Consider the following 21956-nt stretch of genomic DNA (forward strand, 5'->3'; position numbering starts at 1 on the left):
ACTCTGCCTCAGGTAGGATATTTCTACTACCGAAACTTCTTCCTCCGCTTCATTTTTGTTGCCAATAGGTTTCCATTCTGAACCTGTGGTATAATCATACGAATGGGGGTTTCCCCATTGAACTTTCGTATTCAGAGGTGAATTCCCATGAGTGGAAAAGCACCACGCGTTGTCCTCGGTATGTCTGGCGGTGTCGACTCTTCTGTCGCTGCCCTTCTGCTTAAAGAACAGGGGTATGACGTGATCGGTCTTTTTATGAAGAACTGGGATGATACCGATGAGAATGGCTACTGCACGGCAACGGAAGATTTTGAGGATGTTCGTCGGGTAGCTTCTCATATCGGGATCCCATATTACTCCGTAAACTTTGAAAAGGAATACCGCGACAAGGTATTTCAATACTTTCTTGATGAGTATAAAGCGGGACGGACACCCAATCCTGATGTGATGTGTAATAAGGAAATCAAATTTGGTGAATTTCTTAATAAAGGGTTGCAACTCGGTGCCGATTATATCGCCACAGGACACTATGCCCAGGTTAAAAAAATAGAGGGAACCTACCAGCTTTTGCGTGGTAAAGATGCAAATAAGGACCAAACGTACTTTCTATATACCTTAGGACAAGACCAACTGGCTAAAGCGATGTTTCCAATTGGTCATATGGAAAAACACGAACTCCGAAAAATTGCAGCGGAAGCTGGCCTCCCAACAGCCAATAAAAAGGACTCGACTGGGATCTGCTTCATTGGGGAACGGGATTTTAAAGAGTTTCTCTCTTCCTATCTGCCAGCCCAACCCGGAGAAATGCAAACATTAGCCGGTGAACGTAAGGGAACCCATGATGGTTTAATGTACTATACTCTTGGGCAACGTCAGGGCTTAGGCATTGGCGGGGGCGGATCTGGCGATCCATGGTTTGTTGTCGGAAAGGATCTTGCTCGCAATGTCCTCTTGGTTGAACAAGGCCATGATCATCCTGCCTTATATTCGGATGGGCTAATGGCAAGTGACCTACATTGGACCAACCGAATGGCACCCGATACTCCCTTTAGCTGTACTGCTAAATTTCGCTATCGTCAAAAGGATCAGGGTGTACGCGTCGAGCCGCAAGGAGACGGAACCTATCGCGTCCTTTTTGATGAGCCGCAACGTGCTATCACACCTGGACAATCTGTCGTTTTCTACAAAGGTGATGAATGCCTTGGCGGAGGGATCATCGACGCTCCCTTTCGCATATCTTCTTAAAGAAAGACCCCGTTCTCTACGGGGTCTTTTTATGGCAACCGGATCCGCCTCCAGACGGAGGTTGGATCCCTTCTGTAGTCCCTTTCCTAAACACTCACAATCCTCTAAACTAACGATAGATCGATCATTTAGGAACTGATCACTTTAAACCCCCACTACATTCTTTGGTACTGTCCTCATTTACTATAGAAAGGAAGTGGCGCGGTGCACGTGCTAACGAGGTACCGCAACACCTATGAGACTATTTTTTAATAAAGGTTCACTCTTCGCGTGTATCATTATCACCCTCGGTGTATTGTTTCTGCTGGAAAATGTAGGTGTGTTGCCAGTCCATGTGACGACATTGCTCTCCACTTGGTGGCCCGTTATCTTCTTCGTGTTGGCAACGTCAGCCTTTTTCCAAGGATTGCGACCTCTTTTTCGTAAACAACCACCGGATCTAGGACCCCTGATTGGGGGAACGGTTCTTTTTCTCATCGGTTGGAATTTCCTCGCAGATCAACTCCAACTTCCCTTTCTTCATTGGAAAACTGTCGCCAGTATTTTATGGCCACTTGCGATGATCTATTTTGGTTTACGGCTCCTCTTCCACCATCACATCCCTCATCGCCATTATGATCACCGTTATCATCGCGACCATCATAGAAAGATGCGGCGAATGATTCGTGACGCAAGAAGACGAGGTTTTCATCACGCTCACCACTATGATGACGACAATGCCGCCCATGAAGCCGATCGAGCGTGTCGAGAGACCGCTAGAAAGTATCGTTCGCACCGAGGCGATCACATGATGTTAGGGGAAATCCGCATCGGGAAAGAACCCTTTCACCTAGAAAATAAAGAATATTGGTTGGGTGCAGGATCCATCGATCTCAACCTCACACAAGCCATCATTCCTGATGAAGAAGTCACTCTTTCAGTGGATGCTTGGTTTGGTGAAATCCAGGTCTATATCCCTTCCCACGTACCTGTTAAGATCGATGCTTTTGTCCGAACAGGAAGCTTAAAAGTTCTCGAGAACGTACATGCTGGCTTTTATCGGTACTCCAACACCCAAACACCTGATTTTGAAGAGGCTACAAAACGATTGGTGCTCAATCTATCGATTATGTGTGGAGAGATCCGTGTGATCCGTGTATAAGGAGGAAGTAATGTGATACGAAGACGAACAAAAAACCTTCGTTGGGAACTTTTATGGGCCTTTTTGCTGAACAACTTCGTAGCACTCCTCCTTTCCATTGGTGGATATCTCATAGTAAGAAGCACCCAGTCTATTCTATTAATGCACAGTGTTCTTATACTATCAGCCCTCGTTCCCGCACTCTACTTTGGACTTTCCGAGAGCTCTCGTCTAAAAAAAAATCTACAACCTTTACGGGATGGTGCAGTATTTCTTGCCAACGGCAAACTCTCTCACCGTGTTCCCCAAGAGAGTGGCGCAGATATTATCGATGATATCGCCAACCAATGGAACCATATGGCTGAACGTTTAGAAACCCAAGTGGATACGCTACAAAAACTATTAGCCCGTAATCGTGAATTAGCTGATCAATCGAAACAACTTGCCATTGTCGAAGAACGACAGCGCTTAGCTCGCGAACTCCATGACTCGGTCAGTCAGCAGCTCTTTGCTATCTCCATGACAGCCTCTGCCCTCGTCAATGTCTCGCAAAGCAGCTCAGGATTCCCGAAAGAACTGAAGCAACCGTTAGAGATGATGGAAGAAACCGCTGTCAAAGCACAAGATGAAATGCGCGCCCTTCTCCTCCATTTAAAACCCGTCGGTTTAGAAAACCAGGGACTAAAACCGGCTTTGGAACAATTTCTTACCGAACTAACGGATCAGTACTCCATTAAACTGGATTGGGAGCTCGAGGAGATCCCATCCATCCGCCGGGGAATGGAAGAGCATCTTTTCCGTATTACTCAGGAAGCACTCTCCAACCTACTTCGTCATAGCGGCGCAAACCATGGCAGTATTCTCTTACAATCCCGTTCAGGAATGATTTCACTGGTTGTTGAAGATAACGGCATTGGCTTCTCTGAAAGTGATCGCAAGAAGTCTTCCTATGGATTGGCAACGATCCGTGAACGCACGCAAGAAATGGGAGGCGATATCCGTATCCTTTCGGTAAAAGAAAAGGGAACCCGGCTGGAAATACGCATTCCCTGTACGAATAAGGAGGAACAATCCCATGACAATTCGGACACTCATCGTTGACGATCATGAAATGGTGCGTCGCGGCTTAGTTGCCTACCTAATGACACAACCCGATATAGAACTGGTCGGTGAAGCTGCGAGTGGACATGAAGCCGTTACCCTCCTTTCAAAAACGCAACCTGATGTGGTGTTGATGGATTTAGTGATGGAGAACATGGACGGTGTTGAGGCAACCAAGGAAGCTGCTCGTGTCAGTCCAAATACCCGAGTCGTTGTTTTAACAAGCTATCTCAATGATGATAAGTTATTCCCCGTGTTAGAAGCCGGGGCGTTCAGCTATATCTTAAAAACTTCACGGGCACCGGAGATTGCTGAAGCCATTCGTAAGGCAGCGATTGGCCAAGCAACGATCGAACCACGTGTATCCGAAAAGATCCTTCATCGTATGAAAGAAATCTCCACAAAGCCCCTTTATGAGGAGCTCACCGAAAGGGAAAGGGAAGTCCTCTCTTTATTAGGTCAAGCAAAGACAAATCAACAAATCGCTGACACCTTATACATTGGAGTCAAAACCGTCAAAACCCATGTAAGCAACATTCTGGCGAAATTATGTTTAGAAGATCGTACCCAAGCCGCTGTCTACGCGGTAGAAAATGGTTTGCATAAAAGGTAATAAGGCTTTTGCACAAAAAATGCTCCTTGGATGGCTGTTTTAGCCAAACCAAGGAGCATTTCCTCTTCCTATTTATTGAACACGATAGTGTAACGGAATGCGGATCTTGTTCCCCTCTTCCGTACGTACATGGATATACCCTTGTAGATCGTTACCGGCTTCCTCTGCCGTAGGAGCAATGGTTACTTTAATGGTTCCTTTTTTCCCTTTTGCCAGGTGGAGAGATGTCGTGCTCAGTTTTGCTAAGTGTTTATTTACACGAATTTGATAGGTTTGTTCTGTTTTCGTAGTATTTTTGAGGGTGATTTTCATGGTTTTTTCTTTTTCTTTATCTACCAAACCAAAACTCAAACTAGAGGGATATGCCATCGCAGGAGTGTACAACGCTTTAAAGACGTTGATAATGCCACCGCCTACTTCTAATGGCTTCGTTTCCCCACCTTTAATATTACGACCGGTCCCCATGAGGGCTGCCTTGATATCCTCGGGCTTCCAATTCGGGCGTGCTTCCTTCAACAAGGCGGCTGCTCCAGCAACATGAGGGGCGGCCATGGATGTACCATTGTAGGAAGCAAGCCCTCCTCCAACCACACTCGAATATACATTGACACCTACACCCGCGACATCTGGTTTTAGTGTATTGTTCACCGTAGGTCCACGGGATGAGAAGGACGCCAAGGTTTTAGCATTTTCGCTTTTGAAATCTTGTAAAGCATCCGGAGCCATCTTGACTGAGACATCTTCTCCCTGACGAATCATATTTCCGTCCTCTTGGGAAACCATCACAGCAGGGATGGTTACTTTTTCTTCAATGGTCATTCCGGAGGGGTCGCCTGTCACATTATTGGTGATAATGACTCCCGCTGCTCCTTTTTCTTGGGCGTTAAACGCTTTAATGGTAAAGGTACAATCGCCTCGCTTGATGACGGCAATTTTCCCAGTGAGATCGCCAGCAATCCCCGAACAGGCTTTGCCATCTCCGTCCTCGACAATTACTCGTTCACCCTTGATCTCTTTCGTGACTGCCCCTCCTGGAGAAGCATTAGCTACCGCCACTGATTGTTCCTTACCACCTTGAAGAATTTGAATCGATTGTCCAATAAAATGTCCGTTGGCAACCGCGGCCACTGTGATCGCTTTTTCCGCTGTTCCTGGGGAGCCAATTGTCATGGGTCCTGGTCCACTGTTTCCTGCAGATAATACCATGGTCATCCCTGCATCTGACGCATCGTTAACGATCTCCGTCAATAGATCAAATCCTGGCTCTGCAGGTCCTCCTAAGCTCATGTTTGCGATATCCATTCCATCTTTTACGGCTGCTTCAATCGCTGCTGCAATATAAATGCTTTCAGCTGAACAACCATTACATGGGAACACATTATAGTTGCCCAGGTACGCCTTTGGCGCCACCCCTGAAAGCCGTGACTTCGCTGCTCCACTGGGATCCTTGTACCCACTTTTCCCAGCAATCGTTCCTGATACATGCGTACCGTGACTTCCGATTGCTTTCGGTGTTGCATTGGCATCGGGACTAAATACACGGGCAGCAATCACCTTATTGGATGTGAAAGCTTTCCACTCATCCTTCCCCACTTTAGGAAAACCCTCAGGCATCTTTAACGAATCATCTGTTAAAAACGGGTGATCTTGATCGATACCACTATCGATCACCGCTACTTTCACTCCAGCGCCTTTGTACCCCATGGTCCACATGGGTCGGTCATTAATAATTCCATGGCTGGCATTCATCGCTGGGCGATACTGGATGCTTTTAACGACTCGCTTAACACCAGGACCTTGTTTTAAAACTGCGGGATTAACCCCATTCGCCTTTACCGCTACCCCATTCAACGTCAAGGAGTAATTCTCAACCACCTTCGCTTTACCTGCTTTTGTTTTTAACCAGTTATTATATTGTCCACGTTTATTAGAGAGGTATTTCTCATATGCTTTTACATTGGGTTCCTGAGCATTTAATTGTTCGCCCTTCGCTACCCGGGTGGCCTTTAATCCCTTAATATCCCCTTTATAATCAGCCACGGGCTCATTTTTCAACTCAACAAAATAGTAGCCACTTTTCCCATCGCTTTTTTCTTCAGCATCTGTATTCGGATCCCACGCCTGGACCGGTGATGTAAAGCTAGATAACGCAACCATGCATACCAACAGAATCAGAGAAAACCACCAATTCTTCTTCATGTTTGTCCCCCTTGATAGAAACCAGAATCATCAGACCATTACTAATACGATAAAAAATACCCAAATACCTCCCTTTAAATAGTGATAAATTCGGATATTTTATTTTTATTTCCAATTTAATTCAACAATAAAATAAAAGCACACTCCAACTCAATTATTTATATAATTACTACATACAAATCAATGGATTTATTAAGTATCGTAGGGTGTATCCCATCCAGGGAGGGACGTATTTTGCGTAGCCACTTTGACCTTCGACGGAAGTCTACAAAAACCCCTAAGACTGCTCAAAGAAGATTAACGCTGATCGGGTGGTGGAAACGATTATTTTTTCTTTTGTTTTTCCTGTTGTTGCTAGGAGGGAGCTTTTGGGTTGGAAGAGTCTTGATAGCAAGCAAGCTATATGAACCGCAAAAAATCTCCACCCACGGAGCTCTACCTACGGACCCTCTAGATGATCCACGCATCAAAGAGAGTGGACCTGAATCACCTAACATGGCGATCGATGAATCGGATAACCCCGCCGATTGGTGGACACCTGGAAGAAGGCCACCGTTTCTTGGGCCAACGGACTCCATAAAAAGACCACTCGAACTACCTCCTAACACTCAGCAAATCCTGCACAATAACTGGCGAAATCCGAGTCAATCACATCAACCACAGCCATCGATGTTCCAGTCCTCCAATCCACCTCCACTCTCTTTGTGGTGGAAACAACACCCGCTCCCTCATTCCTTCAAAGGAAAATTGCATTTATCCGTCTGGCTGCCCTGGTGGGAGAGTAACAAGACATCTACCCTTTTGACCAAACATGCGACCCAAATTGATGAGATTAACCCCCTCGGCTACGATTTAACGCCTGATGGAACCATTCATCTACGTAAAGGGGCAAGCCTCAGCAAAAGAGTCATCCAAACCGCACACCGATCAAAAATGACGATTATCCCGGTATTGGGAAACGTAAATTCCCCGTCCATGACGCATACGCTTCTAAAGACGGACAAGCAGCGTAAAAAAATCGTCCATCATATTACTCAATGGGTAGAATGGAATCATTTTGATGGGGTGGAGATTCAATTCCAACCCCTATTCGAAAAAGATCGGGACTATTTCTGTCTTTTTATTGAAGAGTTAGCCTTCTCCCTTCATCAACATCACCGTTCTCTGGCTGTTTCTGTTCACCCGAAAACCTCTACTCCAGGAGAAACAGCACCCCAACGTGCTCAAGATTGGAAGCGAATCGGCAAAGCTGCTGATCATGTAAAAATAATGGCTTGGAATTACAGTTGGGGAGAGCCTGGACCATCCGCTCCTTCGAACTGGCTTGAACACGTGCTTACCCTAGCAGAACAAGAAATTCCAGACAAAAAGATCACCATCAGCTTGTCTGCTCAGGGTTACTACTGGTCCAAAACGAATCGTCAATTCCCTCTTCTTTATAATCAACTAAAACAATGGCAACAAGCAGGGGCCCATCCACTTCAAACAAAGCATGGGGAAGATCCCTGTTATCGATTGGTTAAGTCCTCTACTCCCTTCACGGGATGTGTTCCCGACTCGCTGAGTATCCATTCTAAGCTCCAACTAATTCTGCACGATCACCCTCATATCCACAGGTGGTCGCTCTGGTATCTTGGTGCAGAAGACCCGAATGTATGGCCATTGTTAGCAAAGGACCCCTAACAAACAACACAACAAAAAAAGCACCGAGAAAATCTCGGTGCTTTTGGCGTGCCCTGGAGGATTCGAACCCCCGACCTTCTGATCCGTAGTCAGACGCTCTATCCAGCTGAGCTAAGGGCACATATTTCTATGATCTGTCTTTGTCAACGTCGCCTGGTTCATCAACAGCGACAAGATATATATTATAATAGGCGTATCCTTAAGTCAAGGCTTTTTCACAACAAAAATAATTTAATCCACAATGCCATATTCATCGATGTGAACACGACATGTGATCTTCACCTTAATATGTGGATACTGCTTCGACCAAGCCTTGGCATCGAAGTGTCGATCATGTATTCGAGCCGCTTCACTATAGCCTAACGGATCAACGTTCCAGCGTTGCAGTTTCTGAATTAGCTTCTGACCTTGATACTGCAGTTCTTTTTCTACAAGGTGTTCTAACTCCGGAATTACCTTATCCGTCGCTTGTCGTACACCATGAATCTCTTCGAGATTCCCATGAATATCTAATTTCACATGAACCGAGGGCATATTGCCTGATTGCACAACCTTAATTTTACGGTGAATCTCTGTTACCCGAAGAAAACCCATTACCCCCTTCTTCGTAACAAATTTCACCCCAGTTGATTCTGTTCGATCCCAGTGCATGAAGGTGAATATCGCCATTTCCTGGATGGTTTCGATCTTCCCTTTCATTTTTCCTTTCTTAAATAAAGCCATCCCTTTAAGCATTGGCTTTCTTTGTTCCAAGGTTAACAAGGGAAGCCATGGATCCCCATTTTCGCGATAATAAACATTGATGAAATGATGAAAGTTGGTATCCGGAATGCGTCCATGCTCAATATTGTGTTGAATTAACTTTGCGATCGACTCTCCAATCTCCTTTTTCTTAATCGCTTTTAATAATAGATCCCCTGCATTGCCATCAACTACTGCCAAATAGGCACGTCGCCCAATAAAAGGATCCCGTTGCCATGAATCAAGGACATCCATAATTCCTTTTTTTCTTGCCATCTCCGTACCAAAGAGACCTACCTCTAACTTGCCACTTACTAGCGGATTGGGGGTCAGTTTATTCATCTTCTCTCGCATCTCTTTACTTAATTGGGTCACTTCTTGATAGGTAGCATTTTTCACACTGCGGTCGGGTAAATAAAACGGCACAGCCACAGTGCCACGAATATATTTTTCATTTTCCCAATCGTAGGCTACTGCAGTAATATAATCGAGATTATCAATTACTTTCGTCTGTAGACAACCCCCTAAAGGAAGCAAGATCAATCCGGTTGCTAACATATAGGATAAATAGCTTCTCATTCGTTGACCCTTCATGTCGCCCTCCCCCTCCATCCCTTAGCAAGCCCTAGTAAATAAAGCAATGGAAGGTATAAAAAATTGATTCCCAATCCCCAATAAGTCACCCACTGATTAAAGGTGGCAATGTCTCTTCGTCCAGTTAACAAAATGTTTTCCAAAAAAATGAGGGACAACACGATGACCATGAAAAGGATGCTGCGGGATTGCGGCCATAAACGCTTTAACACACGATGACTCGCCCAAAGCAATAGACAGACATTATCCAAGATCACAAAGGACCATGTCGCCACACCAACGTATTCAAACCGTTCAACAAAAGGAAATCGCACGATCTTAAATAAACCAAAGGTTGGCCATACATTGGCTAATAGCTGTTTTTCAGAGTAGTAAGCAACAGAAATTAAAATGACAACAAAATAAATTAGTGTCGTGTATGACGCACCAATATGCGCAAACTTTTGCGTACGGGGGCCGTCTTTAAGTAATGGGTAATACATTAATAGCGTACAGAACCCAAGGTAACTAAAGGTCATGGCCTTTGTCGCACCCATCAATTCCTTAAAAGATAGTTGACCAATCGGGAGTAAATTAGTGAAATCGGCATGTTGGAGGGGAAAAACCAGCAACAGTAATAGGTAGAAAGGCAAGATTACGCTTAGAACAGAAATCCCCACGACAACTTGAAACCCACCGGATATAACGTAATAGATTAATAAAATAAGCACAAGGCTAATCGACCACGTCGATATCTCAGGAAACACCCACACTTGCACCAATTCAATATAGGTACGTAGTACAGCCGCGCCTGTTGATATAAAATACACCATAAACATGAGACTAAATATCATTCCTAGACGCGAGCCCAGTATGCGTTGATGAAGGGCTACGACATCCTCCCCCCTCTTCTTAAGAGCTAAGTACATAAAAAAAATAGCAAGATTAACAAGTACCCCGCCCAAGAGGACAGCCATCCAACTATCATGGCCTGCGACTTCGGTAATCTCACGCTGAAAACTTAGTCCACCCACACCCGATTGTACGGAGTGAATCAGGAAAAAGACATGGATGCCCGATACCTTTTCATCTTGTTGTTTCTGTAAATTAGTAAGAGCGACTTCTCCTTGTTTGCTCATTCATTGGAACCTCCATGTGAGGCATCTTCTCCTGAATTACGTCGACGATTTTCTGACTCCACCTGAATGGGCCTTTTTCCTTGGAACATAAAGGGGAGCCGTAGAAAACTATCCTTAAAATCAGTAATACGTAAGGGATACAAGGGCTCTAGATAGGGGTTGTCTAAGGAAGTCAGTCGTAATAAATGCGTGATCAAAAAGAAGAAGGCAAGAGCGACCCCAAGGAGCCCCCAAAGCTGAGCCATCAAAAGAATCGGAAAGCGAATAAACCGTGCGGTGTTTCCCATTTGATAAATGGGTGTGGTAAAGGTACTTAAAGCCGATGCAGCAACCACGATCAATAGAATGTTACTAGTTAAGCCTGCTTCTACTGAGGCTGTTCCAATAACAATACCGCCAACAATCCCAATCGTTAGACCGATTTTTGTGGGTAACCTCGCACCCGCTTCTCGAATTAATTCAATCGACCATTCGAGAACAACGGCCTCTAAAAAAGGAGGGAAGGGAACCGTTTCTCTTGAGGTAATAAGAACCCCCATCAGGTCGGTTGGTAAAAGTTCATAATGATAAGTAAGAACAGCCACATATAAGGGGGATCCTAAAAAGGATAGGAAAGTGGATACCAGTCGGATCACACGAAAAAAACTAGCAATTTGCCAAGGCATATAATAATCATCCACAGCCGTAAAATACTCCATGAGAGTAGCGGGTCCAATCAATGCCTGGGGGGATCCATCCACCATGATGACAACTTTTCCTTCGACCAGTACTCCCGCTACCCGGTCAGGACGCTCTGTGTCCAATAGTTGCGGAAAGATTGAATTGGGTTTATCGGCAATCATCTGAGCCACAAAAGAGCTATCCATCACCTCATCATAGTGCATGGTAGCAATGCGCTCTTCTACGATGTTGACATTTTTTTGGTTGGCTATCCCTTCAATATATAACACCGCAACATTGGTCTTCGAATTAGCGCCTACTTCAAAGTGGTGTACCTGCAGATCGGTGATTGGCAATCGATGACGTACAAGTCCCAAGTTGGTATCTAAACTCTCCACAAAGGCCTCTTTGGGCCCGAGGACCGTAAATTCCACCTCAGGCGTCGTGACTGACCGACCTATCTTGATGGGTGCAGGAATGAGCACTCCCGCTTGGGAACCTTTCTCCAGTAATACGAGAACATAACCCTGCAGTAATTTTTCACGTGCCTTTTTCACATCATGGGTTAACTCCACTTCTTCGACAGGCATCGCTTTGCGCAGCGTTTCATCGTTATAAAATTTGGCTTTTTCTAGGATCGGTAAAATCACTTCGTGTAACGTTTTGTGATTCACCAAGGTACGATAATACGAAATCGAATAGGGCCGAAGCATATCGGGATAACTGCTATACACAAAATCCTCGGTATTACGTTCAGACTCCACTTGTTTATTCCAAGCGGCCGCCATTCCTTTCTTCCGATGTCGCCTTCTATCGCCCACGTCCATTCCCCCACGATGAGTAGCTAACACCTAGTCTCTCCGTAATCGAAATGTTCCATGTAAAGGATAGCAAAAAAGAGCAAACGTCTAGTTTGCGACGTTTGCTCTTTTGTTTCCCATCATTTATTTTTTCGATGAACAACACACTCATGATACAAGGCCATCAGAGAACTTCCAGCAATAAAAAAACACCGAATTTCGGTGTTTTTTGGCGTGCCCTGGAGGATTCGAACCCCCGACCTTCTGATCCGTAGTCAGACGCTCTATCCAGCTGAGCTAAGGGCACATATTGGTGCGGATGAGAGGACTTGAACCTCCACGATCATAATGACCACTAGAACCTGAATCTAGCGCGTCTGCCGATTCCGCCACATCCGCATAGTGACAACGTTTCTAGGGTTTTTCCTATGCGCTTTTTTCGCCCTATGCGCCTAGATTCTTTCAAATTCCGATTGCTTCCGATAGGCTATGCGCTAGACCCCAGAAAAGCGCGCCTCAAAGTCGCAAGATTGATATTACACTCTTTGCACGATAAAGTCAACGATTTTGATGAAAAAAGTTTGATTTACTCGAATTACGATACAGGGGGTGCCGCCATTTGCGCAATAAACGGATGAACCGCCTCTCCTCCGCTCCTAATCACATTTATCGCTTACCAACGCTTTAAATTCATCGCGTCCTCAACAGTATATGGCGCTATCTCTTCTTTTAACTCTTGAAACGTTCTTTTCGATGTCGGATATAGCGAATAATGCGGTAACGCCGATTCAATAATCATTCGTACGTCTCTCGGTATTTGCTCCCAGTTGTGAAACATCCATGTGTAGGCTACGCGGTATTTACGACTTGTCACTGCCGCACCTTTCCATACTTCCGATCCTTAGATGTAATGATGCGGTTCGTCTAACACGATAAAGTAAGGGAACTGCGGTTCTGGGCGTAATCTCTAGTTAGTAAAAAATGATAAACTCTATAGTGTTAAAGGAGCGAGTGATATGATGGAAACCGTCGAACCCATCAGATCCAAGAGAGAAATCAACGCAATGAAACGGCATCTCTCGCCACGTGACCGCCTATTATTCGTCATGGGGATCAATAGCGCGCTTCGCATCTCCGATCTCCTGCGGCTCAAAGTCAGAGACGTGCGTGGTGCTACACATCTTTCCATCCGCGAACAAAAGACCAATAAACCGAAGAAATTTTTATTGAATGGCGCCATACAACGCGAACTATCCAACTTTCTGACTGATGATATGACTGATGAAGAATTTCTATTTAAGTCGCGAAAAGGGATGAATCAACCGATTACTAGCGTACAAGCTGGGCGGGCATTGAAGAATGCCGCAACAAAAGCAGGTATTAAAGACAATATAAATACCCACAGTCTGCGCAAGACATGGGCATATTGGCGGTTTATTAGTGGTGAGAAAACAGCGCATCTCCAAAGCGTTGAACCATTCGAGTGAGCGCGAGACATACCGCTACCTCGGTTTTAATCAAGACGAAATGGATCGGGTGTACGGAGGCATTGAGTTGTAGTTTGTAAAAACTTCTTCTGTGCACCCTTCTAAGCTTATTTTTCTTTGTCTTAATGTCAAAACTATTCGGATTATATTAAAAGCCCGTAGAACCCTGTTTTTCTTGAGTTGAGAGAGTGTCAGATATATACTTTGGAAGATACAGTAATCTAATCTCTAAAAGGAGAAAAACTTCAAAAACAGTATAAAGCCTTCCATCCCTAGTTAAGAGGTTGAAAGGCTTCTCTATCTAATCATTTATTTTAGAATCCCTCACCGTTTCGGGAATAAGTGTTACTGGTCTTTTCTGTTTTCTTCTACGGAGTCAAGGCCGTCTTTGACGTCTTTATCTAGTTGATCAGATGAGTCTATGTAGTTTTTGCTTTTCTTATCTGATAATTCAACATATCTATTTGAAAAAAACGAATCTAAGGCAATTCCTCTTTTTGAATTGTAATAATCTAACTTGTTAAGATTATTATTTTTATTTATATACGTGATAGCATCTGGGAATCTATCTGACTCATTTGCCATCTTATCAATTGTACTGTCATGTATATCTAATAGCGATCTTGTTTTGTCGGAATTTTGATCTAAATTATTTTCTATTGCATTGTTTTTATAATCTATCCACTTTTGCCACATGTCATCATACTGCTTATTAAAGTAGTCTTGTAAATCTTCTTTGGATTGCGCTTTAAAAAACGCTCCCCCACCCGCTTCAGCCACTTCTTTTAATTGTTGTTGTTCCTTATTATTCACATCAAAGCCGATAATGTTAACCGTTGCCTTAATGTTCGCCTCTGCGAGTTTTTTTGCTTCCTTTGCTGGATTCCCTCCGCAGGTTTCTAACCCATCGCTCACGACAAATACAACATTATCCGATTGATCAATCCCTTTGCTAGCAAAAGCATCTTTTGCTTGACGGATCGCACCCGCTAAAGGAGTCCAACCCGTTGGCTTAAGGGACGATAGGGCCGTATTAAATTCAGATTTATTTATCGTACTTAACGGGTACAATGTTTCAATAGCCTTGCATGATTTCTTTTTATCTGCTTGTCTGTTGCTCCCCTTATGTCCATAAGCGATTAATGACACCATTGCTTCTTTTGGAGCCTTGTCAGCAAATTCTTGCACCGCCTCCTTTGCAACGGTCATTTTTTGTCCTCCGCTAACTTGCGAAGACATGCTCCCACTGCTATCTAGCAGAATGGCTATATTTGTAGGTTTGCGTTCCGGTTTTTTAACATCATCGCCTGGCTTTTTCCCTGCCCGATTATATTTAGGATCTAACTCATCATAAGCTTTTTTCTCGGGACGAAAGTCTTCGCCAACTAAAGCAACGATGCGGTTAAATACCTCTTCATCGGAGGCGTTCTTCGGTATCTTGTCGAGTTCTTGCTCCACTTTGTTTTTATCGTAACCATCCCCTGCGTATTCTCCTTCTTTTCCCTTAAGGATGTCCTCAATTTTAATTGCGACTTTGCGATTTTTGGGATCACTTTTACCCGTTGGACTTGTAGATGCTTCTTTTGTGGCATTAGCGCAACCACTCATCATCAATACAATAATAAATCCAAGTAACCAAACCTTCTGTAGATTTTTCATAGAGTTAATTTCCTCCTATAACATATGAAGCGCTCAAATCTGACCTGCTATAGCATATACGTACCAATTCTATAATGGTTTCAAATATCGCATCAGCTGAGGATTTCGTCTCCATTCATTACTCACACGATCATTACTACAGATACGATAAAAATTAAAGGAAACTTCAATGTCACTGCTCTTCTAACTGCTAAGTAAAAGCGTAAAGCTTCATTTACAAGCTATCCCTTAGCACTTTTTCGTTTCTTATATCCTTTTGGAAGGTCTTTCGAATTGCTACATACTTCAAATCGGTAGTTATTACAACCTAAAAATTCGCCTCTTGGCCCTTTCCGAACAACCATAAAATCACCACATGAATCACAGAGTATCGGGTTATCAATTAGCTCTGAATTGTGGGCTTTATAATCACACCCACCAGAAAAGTTAGTACAGAATATAAAATTAGTTTTTTCTTTTCGAGTTAGATATCCTGATTTACATCTCGGGCAATTAGGATTGTTTAAGACACTTTTCCCTTTTGTGACGGATTGATAAGGAATCTTATACTCATTGATTAACTCTCGCACAAAGGCAGACATTCTCTCTTCTTGCGTCAGGATATAACAATCATTTTTGGTTCGGGTAAGTGCTACATAAAAGAGCCGTCTCTCTTCACCGTATAAGTAATCATCGCTATCAGTGAGTACCCATGACTGTATGGGGTCGTCCACCATTTTATTAGGAAATCCATTTATTTTATTGTCAGCATTAATCAAAATAACGTGACTTGCTTCAAGTCCTTTGGAACGGTGAGCAGTCAGAAAAAATAGTTTCACATCATGGTATTTGTTATATACCACAGTAAAAAAATTCGCCTTCCGATCATACTTCTTTTTAAAATCAGCGGAGTCAATTACTTTATCTAAATCAGACTTATTTCTCCCCAGTAACATGATTTCCGCATCTTCACCATAATTAGTTACGATTTGATCAATGGCATCCACCAAGGCTTTCTGAATATTGTTATCAAATCCAATAATTTTAATTGGGCTCTCTTCTACTACTTGTTTAGATGAAGTGAGGTTCTTTATTAACTGGCTAGGATTTTGCATAACAAAGTTACCAGCTACATCGATTAATTCTTGAGAGTTCCTGTATGTTTTCTCAATTCTCATGAGTTCGTGATTCCCGAAGAATTTCCCAAACTCCGTAAATAACTGTACATCACTGCCGGCAAATCTATAAATCGATTGCCAGTCATCTCCCACACACACCACTTTAGCACTGGTTTGTTCCTGTATGGCTTGAACTAGATTAAAACGACTTTGGGATATATCCTGGTATTCATCAATCATGATGTATTTGTAGTCCCGTGTCACTTCGCCAGATTGTATAATTTCAGTTGCTTGATTGATCATATCATTGAAGTCGATTTCTTTTTTGCCAGATAATTTATCTTCATAGTGCATATAAATGGGTTTAATGAAATTAAAAAATATGTCCGTTCTGTCTCGAATAAAGGCGTTATTCTCTTCCTTTTTATTCTTCTCTATAAAATCATAAAGAGTATTTTCTGTGTATCCATTTGATTTAAACAATCCAATAAAAGTAGATATTAATTTAATAAAATCTCCAAAATGCTTTTCTTTCTGGTCTTGATTGAAAATAATAGAAAAAATCTCTTGGTAATCAATCTCATACATCTTTATACCATTACTTTCTAGTTCTTCACGTAGTTTTGTAAATAATATCCCCTTTTTGTTGTAATAAGAGTAGGTTTCAATCATTTTTGTACCGTGCTCTTTATGCAAATTACGTTTCCATTTAACACCATCAAGATATTTTTGTGCTTCTCCGCCACTTAACCAAGGAACACGACCATCTTCTGATAATCCGAAGTGTTCAAGATAAATATCATACTCTGGCAAATAAAAGTCAGGCTTATATTGTCTAAATCGCGCATCTTCTGTCTTATGCTTATAATTCTCTTCATAAACATATTCCACACTGTTTAGGAACAAGAAATTAGCTATCATAACCTCTTCTATACTTTTTACTTTCTCTTTTTTTAATGTTTTCAATTCTTTCTTACGTGTATCACTTGCATTATCTATAAATACCTTTTTATTTACCTTCTCCTTCAAGGGCACAAACTCTAAGTTTTTACAGTGTTCATGGTACTCCCCTAAAGTTTTAAAATCACTATAGTCCCTAGGTATGTTTATGTAATAACTAAAAAACTTGATAATACGTTCAACTTGTTTTTTATCCTGATACAACTCTTTTTCAATATAGTGCTCTACTGCATTTGACAAAGCATTTTCTTCCGCAATACTGGGTCGATTACCTCTATACTCTTTGATAATCTCTAAACCTAGTTTATGAAAGGTGCTAGATTGTACATTTACATTAAGCTTCTTAACAATGCGATCCGTCATCTCTTCCGCCGCTTTTCTCGTATATGAGATAAGCAGGATTTTTTCTGGTGCAATCTTCTTTTTATCAACTAGATATTTTACCTTCCCCGATATCGTTAGTGTCTTACCGCTTCCCGCCCCAGCAAGCACTAAATTACTATCCTCATCCGTGACTACAGCAATTCGCTGTTGTGCGTCTAGTGATTTTCCATCTATGTCATCAAATAAGCTCCTATTTTCTTCGAGTTCACGATCTATGTATTCCTTGTTCCAGTTGGATATTTTATCGCTGAGTTTCGAGAATACCTGGAGAAACTCACTGACTCGCACATCCTTCGATTTCTTTCCGTCATTAAATAGGAGTAGGCTTCTAAATAGTTTGCCTCAAATCGTTTCTTCATGGAGGCAGTAAAGTAATCTTGTTTTGCGATGGATACATCCTCTATAAAATGACCTACTCTATCCATATATTTTTTATTCTCACGGTTGACCCGTTCTTTTTCTTCCCCAAGTAAGTGTAATTTCGAGTTGAAGCTATCATTTAGCTCTGTATATTTTTTTAATATCTCATGGTACTGTTTTGTTTCCTGAATCCATTCCTTTTCTTTCTCATAATAAGATAAGGTTTTAAGATCTATCGCAAATGGATTCCCTTTTCTTAAATATTCATTTTGATCTAACTGCTTTTGTTCCATTTGTTTATACTCTTCATCTGTAATGATGTCGCGATATTTAGGTAAGTCTTTAATTAGTAAGTCCAACGTCTTATGCTTCACCTTCAAACTTACCAAGTGGAGATTAGCCTTCGTAGAGATTGTTTTCAATCGATATTTCTTATATAAACCCACTAAAAAAGATATCACTTATTTCACCTCACCATAAATTTATGACAATGCAATCCCCTCTTCTTAATACTACATTTTATTATTATATAAATCCAGAAATTCCACTGCAATTAACAGAGCCGTCGCTATCACAGGACGACTTTCTATTCTTGTTCTACTTTCTCCACTATCAGTAATTCCTCTAGGTCGCAGTCGTAGCGACTTATTAACTTTTCCAAGATGTCTCGGGAATACTTTGTACTCTCATTACTTGCAAATCGCCGAACAGATTCCCAACTTTTCGCCATTCCAATTTCTTCGGCAATTTGACGAATAGAAAGACCTCTTCTATCAGCAAATTCCTTCAACCCTGATCGAATTTTTACTTTTTGCATAACCACCCACACCTCCTCCTTTCCCCTCATTGTAATCAGGCTAAAATAAATAGTCAATGACCAAATAAATTAGTCAAAACCACTTGACGGCTAATATAATTAGTCATATAATGATGGTGAGGCTAATAATTTTAGTCATTATTCCAGGGAAGCCACGCCATGACATGCGCGGGCCAAGGATAAAACCACTAGGAGGCTGATTATATAGGCGCAAAAGAAGTAGCAAAGCAGTTGCGGAAGGTATTGAAAGACAAATTTCCTGGTGCTAAGTTCTCGGTAAGATCGGAGTACTTTAGTATGGGAAGTAGCGTTCGAATTAGTTGGACGGATTTTCCCACTGTAGGTGCAGTCGAAAAAGTGATACATCCTTTTAGAGAGGTACGAAGGGATGAATGGGGTGAAATTTTGAGTGGTGGAAACTTGTACATTTCCGCAGAAAATGAATGGACGAGGGAAACCAGAGCAGAGATAGAAGCGGCGATGCCAGAGAACTTTGAAAGAGGGAGCTGGGATTACGGAAAATGGTTTCATAAAACAGTCGCCCAGATATATGAAGAACGGAAACACATAAAAGAAGAGGCTTCGTCCAAGAAACAATGGTCAATGAAAAACCCAGAGAATCCAGCTACCTACCGTCAGCGAATGGCTTTACACCGGATGACTGGTTGTAATACCACCGAGTGGGCATTGACAAAGGCACAAGCAAGCGAGCTAATTGGGAAACATAAATCCGGTCAAGATATCACTGAGGAGTTAAAAGAGTTGGGGCTAATTACTCCGCCTCAAACAGGAAACGACCCATCGGGTGCCACCGATGAGCCGCAAAAAGATACAGCGCACACAAAGTATACCACACAACAGTGATATAAACCCACTAATAAACAGCCCGTGAGGGCTGTTTTTCATACATCAAGCAAGTTCAGCGCCTTCCGCGCCCAATTACGATCAGAGTCCTTTTCCTTCTCGGTTAAATCCGAATATGGTGTTTCGATCTGTCTGCGCCATCTTGCGATGTTTTGCGGTGTAAGATTATCCAGCGCGCCCATTGTTCGTGTTCTAATTCTGCTAATTTTTCTAGTTTATCGTTCATAGTTACTCCTTATTTAGCCCATACAAATATCCCACATAAGTAAAAGAGCCGCTCATTCAACACAGTAGCGACTCTTAATAGTTAATTTTATTTGTTAATTAATTAATCATAGAAATATACTTTTGCTTTATCATTTTTTCCCTCTATTTTTTTTATAAACAATTCCGCTTTTTTATTTTTACCATCTACAAACTTATCAATATTATCCCATGTACACTCTTGCGGATTACCATCAATTTTGCAATTTCCTATAAAATCAGAAGGATTACCTTCTTCGTCCTTTTCGTAAAGTGCATAAGTACCGGAGGTTATATTGGAAGGGGATAACCATAATTTCACTTTAAAACTTCCACCTGTAGAATATACACGTTTACTTTCTGATGAAAAATCCAAATCCTCCCCTATCTTTGTCCAGCTCCTACTGTAGAAATTGACTTTATCTGTTCTTTTATCATCGGATTTCTTTTTTAAAAACAACTCTGCCTTTTTGTTACTTCCATCTATATACTTACTAACATTATTCCATACGCACTCACTAAGCACACCTTTCACTTTACACGATCCAATAAAATCTGACGGATTACCCTCTTCGTCTTTTTCATATAGCTCATAAGTTGATTCTATATCTCCGTTGTAACTCCAGAATTTCACTTTAAAATCATCACCGGTGAAATCAACCGTATTAGTCACATTTGAAAAGCGTTCACCTATATTATCATCTCCAATATTTTTCCATTGTGAGTTTTCTATTTCTTCATCATCTCTATATTGAGTATCCCCAGTAGCTTCCCAATCTACAACGCTAACTTGCCACTCTGTTCTTGGCCATAATGCCCATAAATAATTAAACCCTTGATGTTCCTGCTGGTGGATAGGATACGAAAATTCAGATGCATCAATTCCCATATAAAATTCGTGAGAGGGCGCTTGATCATGAACACCATAGTATTCACCATCTCCATTTTTATGGACTTTAGCATAGTAAAATGCATCAATATCAGGAGCTAATACTAAAGGATTACTAGATGCTAAGAACATTTTAAAAGAAGCCCAATCATCTCCGAAACTTTCATCTTCAATTTTCATATCGGATTCAGGTGCTTTACCTCTAGCAACTTCCTTACCATCTTTATATCCTATAGTCTCACCAGTCTCTGGAATATGTTTTATTTTTTTAACAATCTCACCAGTTTCATTATCCCAATTAAAATATGCAGTTGACCTGGTTCTAAATTTTGTTGATGTCCAAGGATCAAATGTCCTACCATCACCATGAAAACTATCATAACCTTGAGAACCAAGAAAATCTGCGCAATAATAGGGAATATCAACTCCATCAATTCCCATAATAGTACAATATGGATTAGGAGCGCTTTCTAAAGGTATGAATGTTGTATACTGTAGTATATATCCAGGACGCCATTCAATATCAGGACTCCTATTAATTTTGCTTTTACTATTTTTTACTTTGTTTTTATTGTTTGAATTATCGCGATTGATAATTATTCCAAGTTCTTTTCTTTCATGCTTTAATTCTTTTTTCTCTGTAGAGCTAACAGATTCGCCAATTGACTTTAATTTTTTGTTTTTTTCTTCCACAACATTATGTGGAATATTTTTATATCCAACTATATTGTAACGATCTATTTTTGTATAGCTTATGTCTTTATCAACAAAATTGTTTCCTGTCACTTCTGCAATAAGCTTATTATTTTTATAAACTTTATACTTCTCTTTATCATTAGGTAAATTATACCAACTCAATATGGTTGATTTATTTTGAATGATACTATTTATATATGCGTTATCCATATGATAATTTAAGCTATTTATTTTTTTGTTTTTATCTAATTTACTCTTTATATATGTTTTGTTTTTTGTCATTAATTTATTTGATTTTAGCGTTTTAGTGCTTATTTTAGCATAATTTATCAATTTCCCATTATTATCATATGCTTTTAATATAAATTTATATATATGATCTTCTTCCAATTTATCAATTAATACATTATTTTCCTTACCGGACCAGTATTCTTTAATTTTATTATTGTCTACAACTAAGTCTAATTTATAATTATCACCTATATTCTCCCATTTTATTTTTATGTTGTAAACATTTGGATTAATAGAAATATTCCTAAATTCATTTTCGCTATTATTTCCATAAACGACTGGTTCATTAGTTGTCAAACAAAATGAAAATAAAAAGATAACTAACATTATTTTCT

General features: G+C 41.3%; 16 protein-coding genes and 3 tRNA genes. 7 read left to right on the plus strand and 12 right to left on the minus strand.

Annotation, left to right across the window (positions count from 1 at the left end):
• Positions 1–147 precede the first annotated feature (147 nt).
• The 4 genes from mnmA (at position 148) to CHX35_RS04145 (ending at position 4079) form a co-directional block, all read left to right on the plus strand.
• Positions 148–1245 (plus strand): tRNA 2-thiouridine(34) synthase MnmA, encoded by a 1098-nt coding sequence (gene mnmA / locus CHX35_RS04130; RefSeq protein ID WP_091834355.1) that lies wholly within the window; start codon positions 148–150, stop codon positions 1243–1245.
• A 235-nt stretch (positions 1246–1480) separates the two neighbouring features.
• The gene (gene liaF / locus CHX35_RS04135; RefSeq protein WP_091834357.1) at positions 1481–2386 is read left to right on the plus strand and encodes a cell wall-active antibiotics response protein LiaF; all 906 of its coding nucleotides are present in this window, start codon (positions 1481–1483) and stop codon (positions 2384–2386) included.
• A 12-nt stretch (positions 2387–2398) separates the two neighbouring features.
• Positions 2399–3466 (plus strand): sensor histidine kinase, encoded by a 1068-nt coding sequence (locus tag CHX35_RS04140; protein ID WP_091834360.1) that lies wholly within the window; start codon positions 2399–2401, stop codon positions 3464–3466.
• Positions 3441–4079 (plus strand): response regulator, encoded by a 639-nt coding sequence (locus CHX35_RS04145; protein ID WP_091834362.1) that lies wholly within the window; start codon positions 3441–3443, stop codon positions 4077–4079. The genes CHX35_RS04140 and CHX35_RS04145 overlap by 26 nt, the downstream gene beginning before the upstream one ends.
• A 72-nt stretch (positions 4080–4151) precedes the next feature.
• Here CHX35_RS04145 and CHX35_RS17975 read toward each other — a convergent pair whose 3' ends face one another.
• Positions 4152–6278: a S8 family serine peptidase gene (locus CHX35_RS17975; protein ID WP_091834365.1), complete on the minus strand. Its 2127-nt coding sequence runs from the start codon at positions 6276–6278 to the stop codon at positions 4152–4154.
• A gap of 234 nt (positions 6279–6512) precedes the next feature.
• Between CHX35_RS17975 and CHX35_RS04155 the strand changes: the two genes are divergently transcribed.
• A complete protein-coding gene (locus CHX35_RS04155) occupies positions 6513–7961 on the plus strand; it encodes a glycosyl hydrolase family 18 protein (protein ID WP_176391876.1) in 1449 nt (482 codons plus the stop codon).
• Positions 7962–8005: 44 nt separating this feature from the next.
• On the opposite strand, the gene CHX35_RS04160 is transcribed toward CHX35_RS04155, so the two are convergent.
• From CHX35_RS04160 to CHX35_RS04185, 6 genes are all read right to left on the minus strand, one after another.
• Positions 8006–8082, minus strand: a tRNA-Arg gene (locus CHX35_RS04160).
• A gap of 110 nt (positions 8083–8192) precedes the next feature.
• Positions 8193–9296 (minus strand): Ger(x)C family spore germination protein, encoded by a 1104-nt coding sequence (locus CHX35_RS04165; RefSeq protein WP_176391877.1) that lies wholly within the window; start codon positions 9294–9296, stop codon positions 8193–8195.
• Positions 9293–10414, minus strand: coding sequence for a GerAB/ArcD/ProY family transporter (locus tag CHX35_RS04170; RefSeq protein WP_091834374.1), 1122 nt, complete (start codon positions 10412–10414; stop codon positions 9293–9295). The genes CHX35_RS04165 and CHX35_RS04170 overlap by 4 nt, the downstream gene beginning before the upstream one ends.
• Positions 10411–11895: a spore germination protein gene (locus CHX35_RS04175; RefSeq protein WP_176391878.1), complete on the minus strand. Its 1485-nt coding sequence runs from the start codon at positions 11893–11895 to the stop codon at positions 10411–10413. Before CHX35_RS04175 ends, CHX35_RS04170 begins: the two co-directional genes overlap by 4 nt.
• A 209-nt stretch (positions 11896–12104) precedes the next feature.
• Positions 12105–12181: transfer RNA gene (locus CHX35_RS04180), tRNA-Arg, on the minus strand.
• 4 nt (positions 12182–12185) lie between these two features.
• A tRNA-Leu gene (locus CHX35_RS04185) sits at positions 12186–12273 on the minus strand.
• Between the two features lie 617 nt (positions 12274–12890).
• Here CHX35_RS04185 and CHX35_RS04190 point away from each other — a divergent pair.
• On the plus strand, positions 12891–13361 hold the full coding sequence (locus CHX35_RS04190) for a tyrosine-type recombinase/integrase (protein ID WP_091834380.1): 471 nt from the start codon (positions 12891–12893) through the stop codon (positions 13359–13361).
• 345 nt (positions 13362–13706) lie between these two features.
• Here CHX35_RS04190 and CHX35_RS04195 read toward each other — a convergent pair whose 3' ends face one another.
• The 4 genes from CHX35_RS04195 to CHX35_RS04210 all read right to left on the minus strand — a co-directional run bounded on the left by CHX35_RS04195 (position 13707) and on the right by CHX35_RS04210 (position 18638).
• Complete coding sequence (locus tag CHX35_RS04195) at positions 13707–15020, minus strand: vWA domain-containing protein (protein ID WP_091834384.1); 1314 nt, start codon at positions 15018–15020, stop codon at positions 13707–13709.
• A gap of 221 nt (positions 15021–15241) precedes the next feature.
• Positions 15242–17749 carry a UvrD-helicase domain-containing protein gene (locus CHX35_RS04200; RefSeq protein ID WP_091834387.1) on the minus strand — a complete coding sequence of 836 codons (2508 nt, stop codon included), beginning with the start codon at positions 17747–17749 and terminating at the stop codon, positions 15242–15244.
• Entirely contained in the window at positions 17674–18180 is a 507-nt protein-coding gene (locus tag CHX35_RS04205; RefSeq protein ID WP_140413539.1) for a hypothetical protein, read from the minus strand. Before CHX35_RS04205 ends, CHX35_RS04200 begins: the two co-directional genes overlap by 76 nt.
• A gap of 227 nt (positions 18181–18407) precedes the next feature.
• The gene (locus tag CHX35_RS04210; protein ID WP_091834393.1) at positions 18408–18638 is read right to left on the minus strand and encodes a helix-turn-helix domain-containing protein; all 231 of its coding nucleotides are present in this window, start codon (positions 18636–18638) and stop codon (positions 18408–18410) included.
• A 204-nt stretch (positions 18639–18842) separates the two neighbouring features.
• Between CHX35_RS04210 and CHX35_RS04215 the strand changes: the two genes are divergently transcribed.
• Entirely contained in the window at positions 18843–19502 is a 660-nt protein-coding gene (locus CHX35_RS04215) for an LPD29 domain-containing protein (protein ID WP_281252051.1), read from the plus strand.
• Positions 19503–19830: 328 nt separating this feature from the next.
• On the opposite strand, the gene CHX35_RS04225 is transcribed toward CHX35_RS04215, so the two are convergent.
• Positions 19831–21948 (minus strand): DUF3238 domain-containing protein, encoded by a 2118-nt coding sequence (locus CHX35_RS04225; protein ID WP_091834400.1) that lies wholly within the window; start codon positions 21946–21948, stop codon positions 19831–19833.
• Positions 21949–21956 lie beyond the last annotated feature (8 nt).

This window comes from Marininema halotolerans, from assembly GCF_900116235.1.
Classification (GTDB): domain Bacteria; phylum Bacillota; class Bacilli; order Thermoactinomycetales; family DSM-45169; genus Marininema; species Marininema halotolerans.

Excerpts from the sequence above, each read along its gene's own strand:
- mnmA (WP_091834355.1), top strand. The coding sequence starts at position 148 with ATGAGTGGAAAAGCACCACGCGTTGTCCTCGGTATGTCTGGCGGTGTC.
- CHX35_RS04145 (WP_091834362.1), top strand. The coding sequence starts at position 3,441 with ATGACAATTCGGACACTCATCGTTGACGATCATGAAATGGTGCGTCGC.
- CHX35_RS04190 (WP_091834380.1), top strand. The coding sequence starts at position 12,891 with ATGATGGAAACCGTCGAACCCATCAGATCCAAGAGAGAAATCAACGCA.
- CHX35_RS17975 (WP_091834365.1), bottom strand. The coding sequence starts at position 6,278 with ATGAAGAAGAATTGGTGGTTTTCTCTGATTCTGTTGGTATGCATGGTT.
- CHX35_RS04165 (WP_176391877.1), bottom strand. The coding sequence starts at position 9,296 with ATGAAGGGTCAACGAATGAGAAGCTATTTATCCTATATGTTAGCAACC.
- CHX35_RS04225 (WP_091834400.1), bottom strand. The coding sequence starts at position 21,948 with ATGTTAGTTATCTTTTTATTTTCATTTTGTTTGACAACTAATGAACCA.
- CHX35_RS04210 (WP_091834393.1), bottom strand. The coding sequence starts at position 18,638 with ATGCAAAAAGTAAAAATTCGATCAGGGTTGAAGGAATTTGCTGATAGA.
- liaF (WP_091834357.1), top strand. The coding sequence starts at position 1,481 with ATGAGACTATTTTTTAATAAAGGTTCACTCTTCGCGTGTATCATTATC.
- CHX35_RS04195 (WP_091834384.1), bottom strand. The coding sequence starts at position 15,020 with ATGAAAAATCTACAGAAGGTTTGGTTACTTGGATTTATTATTGTATTG.
- CHX35_RS04170 (WP_091834374.1), bottom strand. The coding sequence starts at position 10,414 with ATGAGCAAACAAGGAGAAGTCGCTCTTACTAATTTACAGAAACAACAA.